Raw genomic sequence first — 16,095 nt, 5'->3', positions numbered from 1 at the left:
TAAGCTTATCCTGAAATGAACCAGCCGAAGGCATACGACAAATCCAAGTGGCACGACGAGGCCGTGGCTAAATTCGGGCTGCCCCAGGAGCATGCTTCCCATCACATCGTGTTCTTCTTTCGCTGGTGCATCGAGCACGGGTTCGTCAGTGACTGGCTGCGGACCGAGTTGCCTGAAGACTATGCCGCAGTGCGCGAAGGACGGCTCAGCGCCCTGGATTACTTCAAGATGCTCGACCGCTGCCTCATCGACGACATGCTGACCGACGAAGGCAATGCCTTTGCGGCGGCCTATTTCGACTACAACACCGGGCGTTACATGGAGGATCTCATTGTCACACTCAAAGGTTCCTTGCCGTCCGAGTACCACATCCCGTTCAACGACGACACCTACGGACGCCTCAAGCAGGTGATCGACGGGCGCTACGCCGCGTGGAAGACAGGCGATGTGACAAACGTCTCCAAGGCCCAGTCACCCAAACGCCCCTGGTGGCAATTTTGGAAATGACCGTCAGGTCAATCATGCGCTGTCCGGCGCTGGCTGCGCGAATCCCCAGGTGTTGAAAGGGTTAAAATGACCGGCTTGGAAGGGCCGCCTGCGCGTACACCCCCCCCCGCAGAATTTGCAGAATTTGCGGAAGTTTCCCCCTGACGGATGGCGTGTGGACACCACCCCCCGTTGAAATGGTTGAAAAGGTTGAAGTCTGCACCACTGGCGACACCGCATGTAGCACAAGCCTCCGGCTTGCAGGGCGGGGCAGCACTCAGCGCGCGCGTACATCCCCCCGGTGCATTTGGCGAAGTTTCTCAGGCGGCTGCTGGATGGAGAAGCCTCTATCATGCAGCCAGGCCGAGCGTTTTTGGACTGCGGCTGCGCAACGAGGAACGAGTGGAGCTGCCGCTTTCGAGCGTCTCGGGGCATGCGTGAGCTCACAGGTCGGCGAAGTACCACCGGCTCCCGCATTCGGATGGTCTCAGGCGTGCGTGAGCCACCGGTCCCGGCGAAAGCGGTAGCTGCGTTCGTTCCTCACTCCGCGACCGCAGTCCATATGGCGGCGTGGCCTCAGGAAAGTGGTGGCGAGTTTGATCTCGCTCTGGAATGCGCTCAGCTTCCCAGAACGAGCTAAAGCTCTTCAGTACTTTGCCGCTGCCGCTCCACCTCACTCGGCGCTCTCCCCGCTCTTCGGCTCACGCACCACGCGATCGACCGCATGCTTGGTGATGATGTTCCCCTGGGACTCGCGGCCTTTGATGGCGATGGAGTTGAAGGGGAATTTGATGGAGAGGTTGCGCAGGTAGAGGGCGGGCTTGAGGTGGACGACGACGTTTTGGGCGTTGGAGTCTTCCTCGGTTTCGTGGCGGATGAAGTAGAGGACGTTGCTGCCGGGGGTGCCTTTGGTGAGGACGTATTCCTTGTCACGGGTGACGCCGCCGATGCGGAAGCGCTTGGCCATGAGGCTGCCCTGGCGGCCGTCGCGGTAGATCATGGTATAGACGGCGCTTTCGTCCTTCTTGAAGAGATTGACGTAGAGCGGGTTTTTGCCCACGAAGAACTTCGCAGCCGCCTTGGTCACGGTCATGTTGCCCTCGCGGGTGAAGAAGAGCACGTCGTCCAGCGGGGAGCACTTGCAGATCGGGTCGCCTTCGCGCTTGAGGCTGGTGCCGGCAAAGCCTTCCTTGGCGTTGAGGTAGAGAGTCTCGCCCTGCACGATGACTTCGGCGGCAGCCACGCGCTCGAAGCCGCTGATCACGGTCTTTCGCTCGCGCCCTGGACCGTAGGTCTTTTTGAGCTCTTCAAAGTGGCGGATGGTGTACTTGGTCAGGCCCTTGAGGAACTTCTCGGCCTGATCGATCTCCTCTTCCAACTCGCGGATGTGCTCGTCGGCCTCGAAGCTGTTGAATTTGGAGATGCGCTTGATCTTGATCTCGGTCAGTCGCGCCACGTCGTCATTGGTGACTTCGCGCTTGAGCACATGGAGGTGGGGCTTCAGGCCCTTCCAGATGGCCTCCATCACGGCCTCCCAGGTCTCGGCTTCTTCGATGCGGCGGTAGATGCGGTTCTCGATGAAGATCTTTTCCAGCGAGCTGAAGTGCCACTTCTCGTTGAGCTCTCCCAGCAGGATGCCCAGCTCTTCGCCGAGGATTCTCTTGGTGTTCTCCGCGCTGGCCTTGAGCAGGTCGTTCACGTTCATGAAGCGCGGCTTGTCGTCCTGAATGACGACGGCGTTCGGTGAGAGTGAGACTTCGCAGTCGGTGAAGGCGTAGAGTGCCTGGATGGTCTGGTCGGTGTCGGTGCCGGGAGGGAGGTGCACCACGATCTCCACCTTGTCCGAGGTGTTGTCCTCGACGCGGGCGATCTTGATTTTGCCCTTCTCATTCGCAGCGACGATGCTGTCCATCACGCCGCCAGTGGTGGTGCCGTAGGGGATCTCTGAAATGATGAGGATGTTCTTCTTCGGGCCTTCGTCGATCTTGGCGCGAATGCGGATGCGTCCGCCGCGCATGCCGCCGTTGTAGTCGGCGGCGTCCATGATGCCGCCGGAGATAAAGTCGGGCAGCAGGTTCACTTCCTCACCGCGCAGCGCGGCGATGCTGGCATCGCACAGCTCAATGAAGTTGTGCGGCAGGATGCGGCAGGAAAGACCCACGGCGATGCCTTCCACGCCCTGCGCGAGCAGCAGCGGGAACTTCACCGGGAGCGTTACGGGCTCCTTGTTGCGGCCGTCATAGGAGGCGGCCCATTCGGTGACCTTCGGGCTGAAGACGACATCCAGCGCAAATTTGGACAGGCGTGCTTCGATGTATCGGGGAGCAGCCGCGTTGTCGCCGGTGAGGGTGTTGCCCCAGTTCCCCTGGGTGTCGATGAGCAAGTCCTTCTGGCCCAGCTGCACCATGGCATCGCCAATGGAGGCGTCGCCATGCGGGTGGTATTTCATCGTGTTACCCACCACGTTTGCCACCTTGTTGTACCGGCCGTCTTCCAGCTCATCCATGCTGTGCAGGATGCGGCGGTGCACGGGCTTCAGGCCGTCATTGATGTGGGGCACGGCGCGCTCAAGGATGACGTAGCTGGCGTAATCGAGAAACCAGTCTCCATAGAGCGTGTCCACCGGCTTGTGCTCCACAGGGGCGGCGGATGGCAGGATGGGGGAGAAGGCTTCTTCAGCGGATTTTTTGGAGGACTTTTTGGCCACGGCGAAAAGAGGGAATGAACAGGGGCGGCGAGAATAGACAGTGCAGGTGGGAGTGCAAGGGCTGGCAGCGCGGATGGGTGAACTATCAAGGTCTGTGAACAGTCAGGAGAACGGTAGCTCTCTTACAATCAACTGAATTGAGGAGCGCCCAGATGATCGCTTCTTCACAGCTTTGAAAATCTGCTCATATATGAAACGCGTAAATGCAAGCTTTCAACTGGGGGGGCGGCGTATCAGGCCCGGCCTTAGGGGTTTGTGTGTCCTGCTTCTGCTGGGTGTCGGGAATCTCGTAAAAGCGGATAGCGTCAGCCATGCCGAGACGGATGCGCTGCTGGCAGAGGCGGCACGGCTGGCGCCTGCTGCGGAGGCGGTGGTGCTGAGTGTGGGCGCCATTTCCCCGGCGGAATACGTCACGAAGGGAAACTGGAGCGCCGTCATCCCCTGGACGCCGCACATTCCTACATCGGCCGCCATGCTGCCAGATGGCCGATTGCTGACGTTTGCCTCCAATCAGCGCACGACCTTTCCAGACGGGCCGCAGTTTACTTACGCAGCCGTGTGGGATCCAGCCACGGGACTCTTTACCGAGATCAACAACGGGCGACATGACATGTTCTGCGGCGGCCTGTCGTTCCTGCAGGATGGCCGCCTGCTGGTGAATGGCGGGAACGGCATCAATGGCACCACGGCGCTGGCCAGCTTGTTTGACTGGCGCACCCATGAATGGGTGCCCGCGCAAACGATGGCGGATGGCCGGTGGTACAATACGAGCATCGCATTGCCCAATGGCGAAGTGCTGACCGCAGGCGGCAACGGCGGCGCGAATGGCAACGGCACCATCGAGCAATGGAATGCCAGCTCCGGCTGGCGGCGCATGAGCGGCATCTCATGGCAAACGGTGGCAAATCCACCCATCGCGAATGCGATTGAAACCAACTGGCATCCTTTCTTCCTCGTGGCACCGGATGGCCGTGTGGCGCACTTTGGCCCGCATCAGGCGCTGAACTGGATCACCGCCGCAGGCACTGGCGCGATGACTGCGGCAGGGGCCAGCATCCCAGGCACGCATTATCCGAAGCAGGGCGCATGGGCCATGTATGCGCCTGGCAAGGTGGTGGTGGCAGGTGGACTGACTGCCATTGATGACGGGGTGGTGGTGAACAAAGCCTTCACCGTGGATCTCAACGGCGCCACACCCGTGGTGGCTCCTACCGCGCCGATGGCGAATGCGCGCTCCTTTTCAAACTCCGTCATGCTGCCGAATGGCGAAGTGATGGTGGTGGGTGGCAATACCTCGGGGCAATTCTTCAGCGACCTGGGCACGGTGTTCACGCCGGAAATCTGGAATCCCACGACGGGGCAATGGCGTGGCGTGGCGGACATGTCAGTGCCGCGCAATTACCACTCGCTGGCGATGCTGCTGCCCGATGGTCGCGTGTGGTCGGGTGGCGGCGGCTTGTCGGGCGATGCGCTGACGGATCACCAGGATGCGCAGGTTTTCACACCGCCGCAGTTGTTCAATGCGGATGGCACACCCGCCGTGCGGCCCGTCATCACGGCAGCGCCGGATCGCATTGGCCCCGCATCCATCTTCACGGTGAACGCCAGCGACGGCGTGCAGTACTTCAGCGCCATCAGCATGTCCGCGCAGACGCATTCGGTGGACACCGGCCTGCGGCATGTGCGCTTCACGCATACGAATCCATCACCGGGCGTGTATGCAGTCACCGCACCGCCGAGCATCAATGTGCTCACCCCGGGCTACTGGATGATGTTTGCGGTGGATGCGAACGGCGTGTGGTCCGTGTCACGCATCATTCAGGTCACGAACTCCACGCTGCCCGTGGTGACGAATCCCGGGCAGCAGAGCGTGACGCAAAACAGCGTGGTCTCTCTGCCCATCAGCGCCAGCGCCACGGGCGGCACGCTGAGCTATACCGCGAGTGGATTGCCCAGCGGACTCGCCATCGATGCCGTCAGCGGTTTGATCTCCGGCACTGTGACCGCCACACCGGGAACCTACCACAGCACCATTCTGGTGAGCGCCGCAGGGCAGGTGACCTCCGTTTCCTTCAATTGGATCGTGCTGCTGCCCAATCTCGGCAGCGGCCAGATCATGCGTGAGTACTGGACGAACATCAACGGCGCCACCGTGGCCAGCCTCACGGGCAACACCGTATTCCCTGCGAATCCGAATGGGCGCGATCTGCAGCCGTCCTTTGATTCACCTCAAAATTGGGATGACAGCACCGGCCAGCGACTGCGCGGCTTTCTCTACGTGCCCGTCACCGGCCAGTATCAGTTCTTCATCTCCAGCGATGATGAATCGAGCCTGAAACTGAGCACCGATGCGAATCCCGCCAACGCCGTGGAGATCTCCAGCCAGCCCGGCTACACACCACCTCAAACCTGGACGTGGTATCCGCAGCAGACCTCCGCCCTGATCACCCTGCAGGCCGGCAGGCGCCACTACATCGAAGCCTTGATGAAGGATGGCACGGGGGACGATCACCTCTCCGTCGGCTGGAAAAAACCGGGAGACGCAGCGGTCTCCGTCATCGCGGGCACCTACCTCTCGCCTTATCTCCCCATCGAGAATCCGGTGGTGGCGTGGAACTTCGATGAAGCGAGCTGGAACGGCACAGCGGGCGAAGTGAAATCCACCGCCGCAGGTTTGGTGTCCATCGCAGGCACGGCAAGCGGCGGAGCAAACACGACGAGCGCCAATCCCGCGCTCAGTGGCAATCCCGGCACCGGCAGCAGCGCGTTGTTCAACGGCACCACGCAAAGCGTCGTCATGCCTTACAGCGTAGCGCTCAATCCGAACGACTTCACCATCGCCGCCTGGGTTCGCCATGATGCAGCACTGGGCACTGCACGCTGCGTGCTCGCCTCGCGGGATGAATCCACCGGCACCAAGAAAGGCTATGGCCTGTGGGTGACCACGGATGGTTTCTGGCAGTTGCGCACCGGCGATGAACTCCTTGGGCTGAAAGGCAGCGCGGTGAGCGTGGGCCAGTGGACGCATGTGGCGGCCACCTTCCGCACGACCAGTGCCAGCGGCCCGACGCTGACCGGTGTGCGCCGATTGTACCTCAACGGCATCCTCGTCAACGAAGACATCGGCACCTACGTGCCGAACGCTTCCAAACCATTCACTGTGGGTGCAGCCGACAGCCCCGGCACGGCCTTCTTTGCAGGTGCGGTGGATGAAGTCACGCTGCATCAGGCCCCTTTGTCCCAGCCCGACATCCTCGCGCTGCGCGATCTTCGCCACGCCACCAGCATCGTGCCGCAGAATCTCTCGCCGCAGATCACGAATCCGGGCGCGCAGGCCTCGCTCATCGGCGCGGTGGTGTCCTTGCCCGTCACGGCGAACGATCCTGAGAACGACCCCATCACCTTCAGCGCCACGGGATTGCCCACGGGGCTTTCGATCTCGCCGGGTTCAGGCGTCATCTCCGGCTCCGTCACGGTCGCAGGCACGTTTAACGTCACCGTCAGTGCCAGCGATGGCATCAGCACGCCTGCCACAAGCGCCTTCGTTTGGAATGTCACCGCAGGGCTCACGCTCCAGCCGCTGGCCGCCGCACCGAAAGCCACCGGCTCTGCGCTCACCTTCACCGCGCAATCGGCGAACGGCATCAACACGCGCTACAAATGGAACTTTGGCGATGGCACGCCTGAGACCGCATGGCTCACGACCACGAGCATCGCGCACACCTACGCCGGACCGGGGCGCTATCTGGTGACGCTCACCGCCATCGATGACACCGGCATCACGATCACCAGCACTTTCTACCAGGCGGTGTATGCCGCACTCACCACGCGCAAGCCCGCCGCCTCCTGCAGCATCGTCTATGAAGATCGTGCCACCGGCAATGACCGTGTCTGGTGTGTGAATCCGGACAACAACAGCGTCACCGCCTTTGATGTGGTCACACGTGCACGCTATGCCGAGATCACCGTGGGCACCGCGCCACGCAGCCTGGCTCTGGCGCCGGACGGCAGGCTGTGGGTGACGAATGTGGAGACGGGAACGATCAGCATCATCAACACCAGCACGCGCAAAGTCGCCGCCACCGTCACGCTCGCGTATGGATCTCGCCCCTTCGGCATCGTCTTTGATCCTGCGGGCACGGCCGCATGGGTGACTCTGGAGAGCACCGGGCGCGTGCTGAAGCTGAACCCCAGCACCGGAGCACAACTGGCTTCCATCGATGCCGGCGGCCCTGTGCGGCATCTCTCCATTTCTGCCGACAGCGCACGCGTGTATGCCTCACGCTTCATCACGCCACGCGTGGCCGGTGAAAACACCGCCACACCGATGCTCACGGGTGCAGGTGGTCAGGTGGTCGTCATCGGCACGGTGGCGCTTGCCGTGGAACGCACCATTTTGCTCAATCCCAGCACCGCTGCGGACACCTCCACTTCCGCACGCGGTCTGCCCAACTATCTTGGTGCCGCCGTCATCTCTCCTGATGGTCTCTCCGCCTGGGTGCCTTCAAAGCAGGACAACATCCAGCGCGGCATGCTGCGCGACGGCCAGCCTTTGAATCATGAAAACAGCGTGCGTGCCATCGTCTCACGCATTGATCTCACTGCACAGACAGAGCACCTGCCTTCACGCGTGGACATCGACAACGCGGGCATGCCCAGCGCCGCCGCGTATGATCCATATGGCATCTATGTTTTCACCGCGCTCGAAGCCAGCCGCGAGGTCGCTATTCTCGATGTGTGGTCACATCAGGAGATCACCCGCTTTCCCGCAGGCCGCGCACCGCAGGGCGTCGTCACATCGCCGGATGGCAGCACGCTGTATGTGCAGAACTTCATGGACCGCACGATCACGGTGCATGACGTGCGCGGCATCACTCAGGGCGGCAACACCGCACCCGCCACCACGGCCACGCTCAATGCCGTCACCACGGAAAAACTCACCGCCCAGGTGCTGAAGGGGAAACAATTCTTCTACGATGCGCAGGACCCGCGCCTCGCGCTGCAGCAGTACATCAGCTGCGCCGTCTGCCACAACGATGCCGGACACGATGGCCGCGTGTGGGATCTCACCGGTTTCGGTGAAGGCCTGCGCAACACCATTACGCTGAAAGGACACGCCACTCACGGCATGCTGCACTGGACCGGCAACTTCGATGAAGTGCAGGATTTCGAAGGGCAGATCCGCGCCCTGGCCGGAGGCACCGGACTCATGACGGACACGCAGCTCAACACCGGCACGCGCAATCAGCCGCTCGGCGATGCGAAGGCGGGCGTGAGCACGGATCTCGATCCGCTGGCCGCGTATGTGAAATCCCTCACCGTCAACGGCAACAGCCCAAGCCGCACCAGCAGCGGCGCGCTGAGCACGGCGGCCACCGCCGGGCAGCAGGTCTTCCGTTCGCAAAACTGCGCCTCCTGCCACAGCGGCGTGAACTTCACCAACAGCGCGCTCAATGTCTTTGCCAATATCGGCACCCTCAAACCCGCCAGCGGCAAACGCCTCGGCGTAGCGCTCACCGGCCTGGATGTGCCCACACTGCGCGGCAGCTGGGCCACGGGGCCGTATTTGCACGATGGCTCTGCGGCCACTCTGGCAGACGCCATCACCGCGCACAGCGGCGTGACGCTGACGGCCACGGACCTCTCCAACCTCGCCGCGTTCGTCGCCAGCATTGACGATGCGCCCACCACGGCACCTTTGCCATTCACTGTCGCCCTCACCACCGCCACCACGAATGTGACCGCCGCATTCAATGTCACCGTGGCCTTCAGTTCCTCGGCCTCGGGTTTCACGCTCAGCGATGTGGTCGTCACCAACGGAGTTGCCTCCACCTTCAGCGGCAGTGGCGCGAGTTATACTTTCAAAGTCACTCCCACCACCGCAGGCGTGGTCACCGTCAGTGTTCCAGCCAGTGCCGCCACAGACAGCACGAGCCTGGGCAACTCCGTCTCCAATCTGCTCAGCGTGACTTACACCGACACCACGCCGCCGACAGTCGCGCTCACCACTCCGGCCACCACCGTTGCCACGCCCTTTGTCGTCACCGCCACCTTCAGTGAAAACGTCACCGGCCTGCTCGCCTCCGAATTCACTGTCACCAATGGCAGCGTCACCGCTTTGTCTTCTGCCGGTGCGGTGTGGTCTGCCACCGTCACACCCATCGCTGCGGGAGCCGTCACGGTCAGGCTTCCGGCAGGCATGGCGCAGGATGCCGGGGGCAATCCGAACACCATCTCCAACTTGCTGACGGTTACTTATTCTCCGGTCATCGTGGGGCAGACCGTGCGAATTCAGGCGGAGGATTTTGACGAAGGCGGGGAAGGGGTGGCCTACCACGATGCTGAAACCATCAACATCGGCGAGGTTGTCTCCGGCCTGCACTACCGCACCACCGGAGTCGATATTGAGCCTTCCAAAGACACGGATGCCACGCCCTCCATCGGCTGGATCACGGCGGGTGAATGGCTGCGCTACACCACCATTCTCCCGTCAGGAAGCTACAACTTCAGCGTGCGCGTGGGCACCTCGTCTGCAACTCCGGTTCCGGTGCGCGTGCTGATCAACGGCACTCTCGCAACCACGATCAATGTCACAGATACAGGGGGCTATTATGCCTGGAAAACCTTCTCCGCCACAGGGCTCACCCTGCCTGCCGCTGCCGTCGTTCGCATCGAGTTTCCAAATGGCGGCGTCAACTTCAACTGGATGGAGTTCGTCAATACCAGCAGCCCGCCCGACACCACGCCACCAGCGGTCACACTCGCCACGGGTTCCGCCAGTGTGTCTGCGCCATTCACCGTAAGCGCCACCTTCAGTGAAACCGTCACCGGAGTTGCCTTGAGCGACTTCACGCTCACCAACGGCGTTGCTTCCGCACTGAGCGGCAGCGGCACGACCTACAGCGTCACCATCACACCCGCAGCCAATGGCGCGGTGACCGTGGCACTGCCCGTCGGCGCGGCCTTTGACGCCGCGAGCAATGCGAGCCTGGCTTCCAACACCCTGAGCGTGACCTACACCGCGCCCCTGCCTGCGCCCACCGTGCTGCTCAGCACTGCCTCGTCCAGTGTCACGGGGCCATTCACTGTGAACGCTGTCTTCAGTCAATCCGTCACCGGGGTGGCTTTGAATGATTTCACCATCACCAATGGCGTGGCCTCAGCGCTCAGCGGCAGCGGTGCCACTTACAGCATTCTGGTCACACCTACGGCGGCTGGAGCTGTCACCATCAGAGTACCCGCCAATGCGGCCACCAATGCCACAGGCGGAGCCAACACCGCGTCGAATCTGCTCACCGCTACTTACACACCTCTGGACACCACGCCGCCTTCAGTCGCGCTGACCACTCCGGCCAGCAGCGTCACCGGGCCGTTTGTTGTCAATGCGACTTTCAGCGAGAACGTCACTGGCCTGCTTGCTTCCGAGTTCACGGTCACCAATGGCACGGTCACCGCCTTGTCCTCCGCCGGGGCGGCATGGGCTGCCACGGTCACGCCCACGGCAGCGGGAAATGTCACCGTGATAATCCCCGCAGGCGTGGCGCAGGATGCCGCTGGCAATCCGAACACGGTGTCCAATCTCATCACCGTAGCCTACTCGCCGGAGGTCAACACCAACGGCCTCACCGGAGACTACTACATCGGCAAAAACTTCGAGCAGTTCAGCTTCACGCGCATGGAGTCCACGGTCAATTACACCTGGGGCACCGGCAGTCCTGATGCACGCCTTCCTGCCGATGGCTACAGCGTGCGCTGGCACGGCTACCTCATCCCGCGCTACACGCAGACTTATACCATCATCCCTGTCACCGATGACGGCGTGCGACTCTGGGTCAATGGTCAGCAGGTCGTCAATGATTGGAACAATCACGGCGACACCTGGAACAACGGCGTCATCGCTCTGCAGGCTGGTGTGGCCGTTCCTGTCGTCATGGAGTACTACGAAAGCACCGGCGGCGCCACCGCCCGGCTGCTGTGGGAAAGCCCCGGCCAGACGCGCGAGGTGATCCCGCAAAGCCAGTGGCTCGTCAATGCGCCTGCGGCTCCTGCGGCTTCGCCGAACAGCATCGTGCTGGCCTCCATCATTCCCGGCACCGTCAGTCTCCCCAACAATCTCGCCACGACGAACAGCGATGAGGACAGCGCCTCAGACCTTCTTGAAGTCGCGCTCGGCACCGCGCTCACCAGCGGCATCAGCCGGCCGGGTGAAGGCTTGCAGCTTGTCACGCGCAGCAACAGCAGCGTCGATGCCACCCTGCTGCGCCCATCGGGTCAGGGCACTTTCACCTTCAAGCTCGAAAGCAGCAGCGATTTGATCAACTGGTCCCCGCTGGTGGCGGCACCGGCAGTCGTCGCTGAAGGCAATGGATGGGAGCGGGTGACGTGGCCAGATCTCCAGGCTCTCCCCGGGCAGAGCCTCGCGCGTGGCATCATCCGTCTGCGCATCACCCAAACCAACGGCGGCAACGCCACCAGCGCGCCGGTGGGCTGGCAGCAGACCACGCTGTACTCCGGCACTCAGACCTATGGGCTGAATCTCAATCATGCGGCGCTCTTCACCGGTTCCATCAGCAGCGCCACCACTGCCAGTGTCACACTCAGCGAGCAGGCGTCCGTGGCTTCTGCCATGGATCCCGCGCAGCATTACTACCTTGAAATCATCAGCGGTCCTCAGGCCGGGCATCGCCTGGATCTGCAGAGCATCACCGGCGTTGCGTGTCTCGTGGCGGATGACTCGCTCAATACCACGCTCTCAGCTTCGGCCGTGGCCGGCTTGTCCGGTGCGCGTGTGATCCTGCGCTCACATCGCACGCTGGGCGAAGTCTTCAATCCCTCACTCTTCCAGGGTTCCTCCACCGCCGGTGGCGCAGATCAGGTCTTGTTTCACACCGCTTCAGATTACATCACATACTGGCTCCATGACCTCGGCGGCACCCGCCACTGGGTTTTGAATGGAGGCACCCCGACCAGCATGAATGACACCCTCATTCCGCCAGGCACAGGGGTCATGCTGCAAATCGCCAGCCCCAGCCCCTCAGCACTGCTCAGCACCGGCAGCGTGCGCACCACTCCCTTCGCCCGACCGCTGCAGGCTGGCTACAATCTCTTCGCCAATCCCTGGCCGCTCGACGCCTCGCCTGCGCAAACGGGTATGACCTCTTCACCCTTCCTTGCCAGCACCCTCATTTCCTCTTCCTCGATGCTGCAGTTTTGGAAAGGTGATGCCACTGCTAGTGTGAGGGGCTATCTGGCCAGTTGGCTCCTTCAGATGCCCGGCCAGCCCGTTCCCATCTGGATATCCATGAGCTCTGCCGCCACCACTTCTCAGAACAACGCCCCGCTGCTGCGCACTGGTCGTGCCACCTTCATCAAGATGCCGCAGAGGGCCAGCCCTTCCGTCTGGATCATTCCAGCGCCGTGAGTGGGGGAGGTCAGCGTTTTCCAAAAAAGCATTTCAGGAAAGCGACGCGTGGCATCACTCCCCAAGCGCTGCGCGTGCCTCCGATATGGACTGCGGTTGCGCAGTGAGGAACGAACGCAGCTACCGCTTTCGACGTGCTGCTGGGCTCACGCATGCCACGGGTTGTTCGAAGGCGGGAGTCGGTGAGCTTCCACCTGCCGGTCAGCGCACGCCCGCCACGAGACGTTCGAAAGCGGCAGCTTCACCCTTTCAGGGTTGCGCAGCCGCACTCCAAAAGCGCCGCGCATGCTCACGTGCCCCAACCCGAAACAGTGATTCTCCGTTCCACAATCTAGCCGCCTTGAGTTCAGGCGCTTCGTAGCTCGACGCAGGAGAGCGAAGAAGGAAGCCCAAGATCTTCGAGCAAGAAACCGGCTGTACGGAAATGACATTCGCTAAACGCTCTAATCTTCACCTGCTCGAAAGACTTCACTGACCGGCAGGAGTTTTCCGTTCACCTGCGGGTACTGGTGGAGGCCCGTTGATGCGCGTGTTTTCGCGAATGAGGCGGATGCGTTTAAAGATGGGCTCGGCTTCGGAGTCGCGCTGCTGGGCTCTGAGCAAGTTGCCCAGACTGGTGAGCTGAGGGATGAGGGCCGGGTGGTCTGCACCGTAGATTTTTTCTTCGATCACCAAGGTGCGTCGGTAGAGTTGCTCTGCCTCTTTGACCGTGTCACCGGTGTTGAGTTGAAAGGCCAGCCGTCCCAGGCTGAGCGCCACCTCGCGGTCCATGGGCCCCAAGGCTTTCTCGCGGATGGCCAGTGACCGGCGCAGCAGAGGAGTTGCATCCCTGCCTTGTTTTGTGGGAGCCAGAGTCAGGGCAAGTCGATCAAGACTGTCGGCTGTTTGGAGACTCTCCTGCCCGTGTGTTTTTTCGCACAAGTCCAGCGAGCGTCGGTAGAACACGGCGGCATCCTCATCACGTTTGGAGCGGTGAAGCACAGCACCGATTTTGTCCAGGGCGGCGATGCGGTCCGCCTGCTGGGTGGTGGGATTTTCCTCCGCCAGTTTCAGCGCACGCAGCAGCAGTTGTTCCGCCAGGTCGAGCAGAGGCGTGGCCTCGGAGTATTGCGCCTTGTATTGTAAAAACTCAGCGCAGTCATTGAGCAGGCTGTGTGTGATCTTCGCGTCTCCAGCCTTGTCATTGAACTGACGCTGAAACTCCAGCACCCTCGACACATGGGGAAGGACAGGCTCCCAAACCTCACGCGGCCGCATGCGCTGCGTTGCCGGATCTTTGGCCACGATGGCATGCATCAGCGCGGTGGCACGGCCAAGAAACTCAGCTCCACCCTGAAAGCGCAAGACCGCCTGCAGTGGCGTTGGACAGTTGATGCTCAGCGGCTCCTGCGTGATGAGAGCGTGGCGTTCCAATTCATCGAACCCGGCTTCTACTTTGGCATCAGGTGATTTCTCATTTGCGGCATCCGCCACAAGTTTTGCATGCTCGGTGAAAAAGGGCAGGGGCACGGCTTCCTCGGCGAGCCAGGGCAGCAGGGCCATGAGCGCACGCGCCGTGGGTGTCAGGCTCCTGGCGGAAAGCTGCCATGTCGTGACGATGATTGGGTCGGGGGATGTTTCGCCTGCTGCCGTCGTTTCCTTGAGCCCGGCTGACTCCTGATCCCAGCGCTTCACATACCCGGCCAATGCCAGTTTTTGCTCCGCGATGCATGCCGTCGCCATGGCTAGTGCCAGAGAGTTTCCTTTCATCTGCTGCACCAGCTTTGTCGCATCAGTCTCCGTGAACTTGGCCGCAGGGAGATTGGACAGCTGCTGTTTGAGGAACGCGACAGCCGTGCTCTCATCCCAGACCTTGCCATTCAGTTTCAGGACTGCGCGCAGGCCTTCGTCCTCAGCATCGTTCTTTTTCAATGTCTGTCGCAGGGCCTCGTAGTGTTCGGCAATTTCTCTGGTGAACGAGTGCCCTGCACCCATAGACTTCTTGCTCACCTTGATCGCGCGCAGATACAATTTCTCCGCCTCCCTGGGCTCCACATCACACAGGAGGTCAGCCAGATGCTTCAAGACAACAGCGACTTGAGCGTCCTCAGGGCCCTTGGTCTTTTCTAAAATAACCAGTGAGCCGCGAAGCAGTGGCTCTGCTTCGCGGGGTTCACCCGCCTTCACCAAATAACCTGCCAGCACCCTGAGATCCACCGCCACAGTTTCATGAACCTTCCCCAGATTTTTCTCATGAACCGCCAGTTTGCGGCGCAAAAACGGCACGGCATCTTTCCAGCGATCCATGTCGCTCAAAGTTTGGGCAATCATGGAGAGGGAGCCGGTGACCATGGAGTTGTCCGGGCCAAAGGCTTTTTCTGCGACCAAGAGCTCTTTTCGATAGGCGGCTTCTGCCTCCGGGTAGCGGCGCAGCGAGTGCAGTGTGTTTGCCAGATGGTTCAGATGGGAGAAGAGACTGTGGTCTTCCGGGCCTTTCGTCCGCTCAATGTTTTCGACGATGCGCTGCTGCAGCGGCAGTGCCTCTTGATGCAGGTTTTGCTCGCTGAGCAGTTGCGCCAGCTGAACACGGCAGGCGCAGGTGATGGCAGCATCCGGGCCCAGTGCTTTCTCCTGCACGGGCAAAGCCTGGCGATAGAGTGGCAGGGCTTCCTTCCTGCGCTTGGTTCGCTCCAGCAGCTCCGCCAAAGTGTAGGCCACCTGGGCGGTGAGTGGATGCTTTGGGCCCATGATGGAGGTGCGAATTTCCAGCGCCCGGCGGAGCACGGGCTCTGCTTCCGCATTGCGCGCCTGGAACAGCAGTAGACCTGCAATGATCGAGTGACAGGTGGCAAGCTCGGCATTTTCAGCACCTACGGCCTCTTCGTGAATCTGAAGCGCCTGCTGGTAGAGCGGCGCGCTGCCACGGCCTGTGAGAATGTTTTCCCGCAGGTCTTGCGCCTTGTTGAGCTTGGAACTGACCGCAATATGACTCAGTCCGGAGAGCTTCTCGTGAAGCTTCAGCAGTTCGAGGTACTCAACAAACGCTGATTGAGATTGGTGCATGCTCAGCAGCAGCTCCGCTTTGCTTCCCAGACAGCTGGCCGCTTCCGGGGACATTGCTCCATCCGGACGCTTTTCAATGCAGCTCAGCAGTCTTTGATAAAGCCCCAGCGCCTCTTTCTCCTGGCCCATTTGCCGCAGCAGGTCGGCGAGATTGTTCAGACTCGATTCTAGATCGGCAGGAGTCACGCCTGAGGCTTTTTCCCGAATTGCCAGCGCACGCCGGTAGAGTGCCTCCGCCTCCTGAAAGCTGTCAGCGGCTTCGAGGTGGCTCGCCAGCTCACTGAGGCGTGCCGCCACCTCGGGCGCTTCCTTTCCATGCTCCTGCTCAGCCTTCGCCAATGCCTCACGCAGCCGCGACATGCCGGCAGATTCCGCCGCATGCGCAGCGCAGAGCGCACTGAGGAGAAAAAAGACGATGAATCTCACCCTGACATTCCGT

Annotated in this window: 4 protein-coding genes; 2 read left to right on the top strand and 2 right to left on the bottom strand. The window is 61.4% G+C overall.

From position 1 onward, the window contains the following. Positions 1-15: 15 nt before the first annotated feature. The gene (locus tag AC24GY_RS27595; RefSeq protein ID WP_487689634.1) at positions 16-507 is read left to right on the top strand and encodes a DUF7832 domain-containing protein; all 492 of its coding nucleotides are present in this window, start codon (positions 16-18) and stop codon (positions 505-507) included. 652 nt (positions 508-1,159) lie between these two features. On the opposite strand, the gene AC24GY_RS27590 is transcribed toward AC24GY_RS27595, so the two are convergent. Next, positions 1,160-3,193, bottom strand: coding sequence for a DNA gyrase/topoisomerase IV subunit A (locus AC24GY_RS27590; RefSeq protein ID WP_487689631.1), 2,034 nt, complete (start codon positions 3,191-3,193; stop codon positions 1,160-1,162). A gap of 253 nt (positions 3,194-3,446) precedes the next feature. Between AC24GY_RS27590 and AC24GY_RS27585 the strand changes: the two genes are divergently transcribed. Then, positions 3,447-12,614 carry an Ig-like domain-containing protein gene (locus AC24GY_RS27585; RefSeq protein WP_487689628.1) on the top strand — a complete coding sequence of 3,056 codons (9,168 nt, stop codon included), beginning with the start codon at positions 3,447-3,449 and terminating at the stop codon, positions 12,612-12,614. A gap of 468 nt (positions 12,615-13,082) precedes the next feature. On the opposite strand, the gene AC24GY_RS27580 is transcribed toward AC24GY_RS27585, so the two are convergent. Next, the gene (locus AC24GY_RS27580; protein WP_487689626.1) at positions 13,083-16,082 is read right to left on the bottom strand and encodes a tetratricopeptide repeat protein; all 3,000 of its coding nucleotides are present in this window, start codon (positions 16,080-16,082) and stop codon (positions 13,083-13,085) included. Positions 16,083-16,095 lie beyond the last annotated feature (13 nt).

Source organism: Prosthecobacter sp. Pr1 (genome assembly GCF_057652315.1).
The sequence above is the reverse complement of the archived record's forward strand: the minus strand, read 5'-3'. Positions and strand labels throughout refer to the sequence as shown.

Coding starts and splice junctions, on each gene's coding strand:
- AC24GY_RS27595 (WP_487689634.1), top strand. CDS start 16: ATGAACCAGCCGAAGGCATACGACAAATCCAAGTGGCACGACGAGGCC.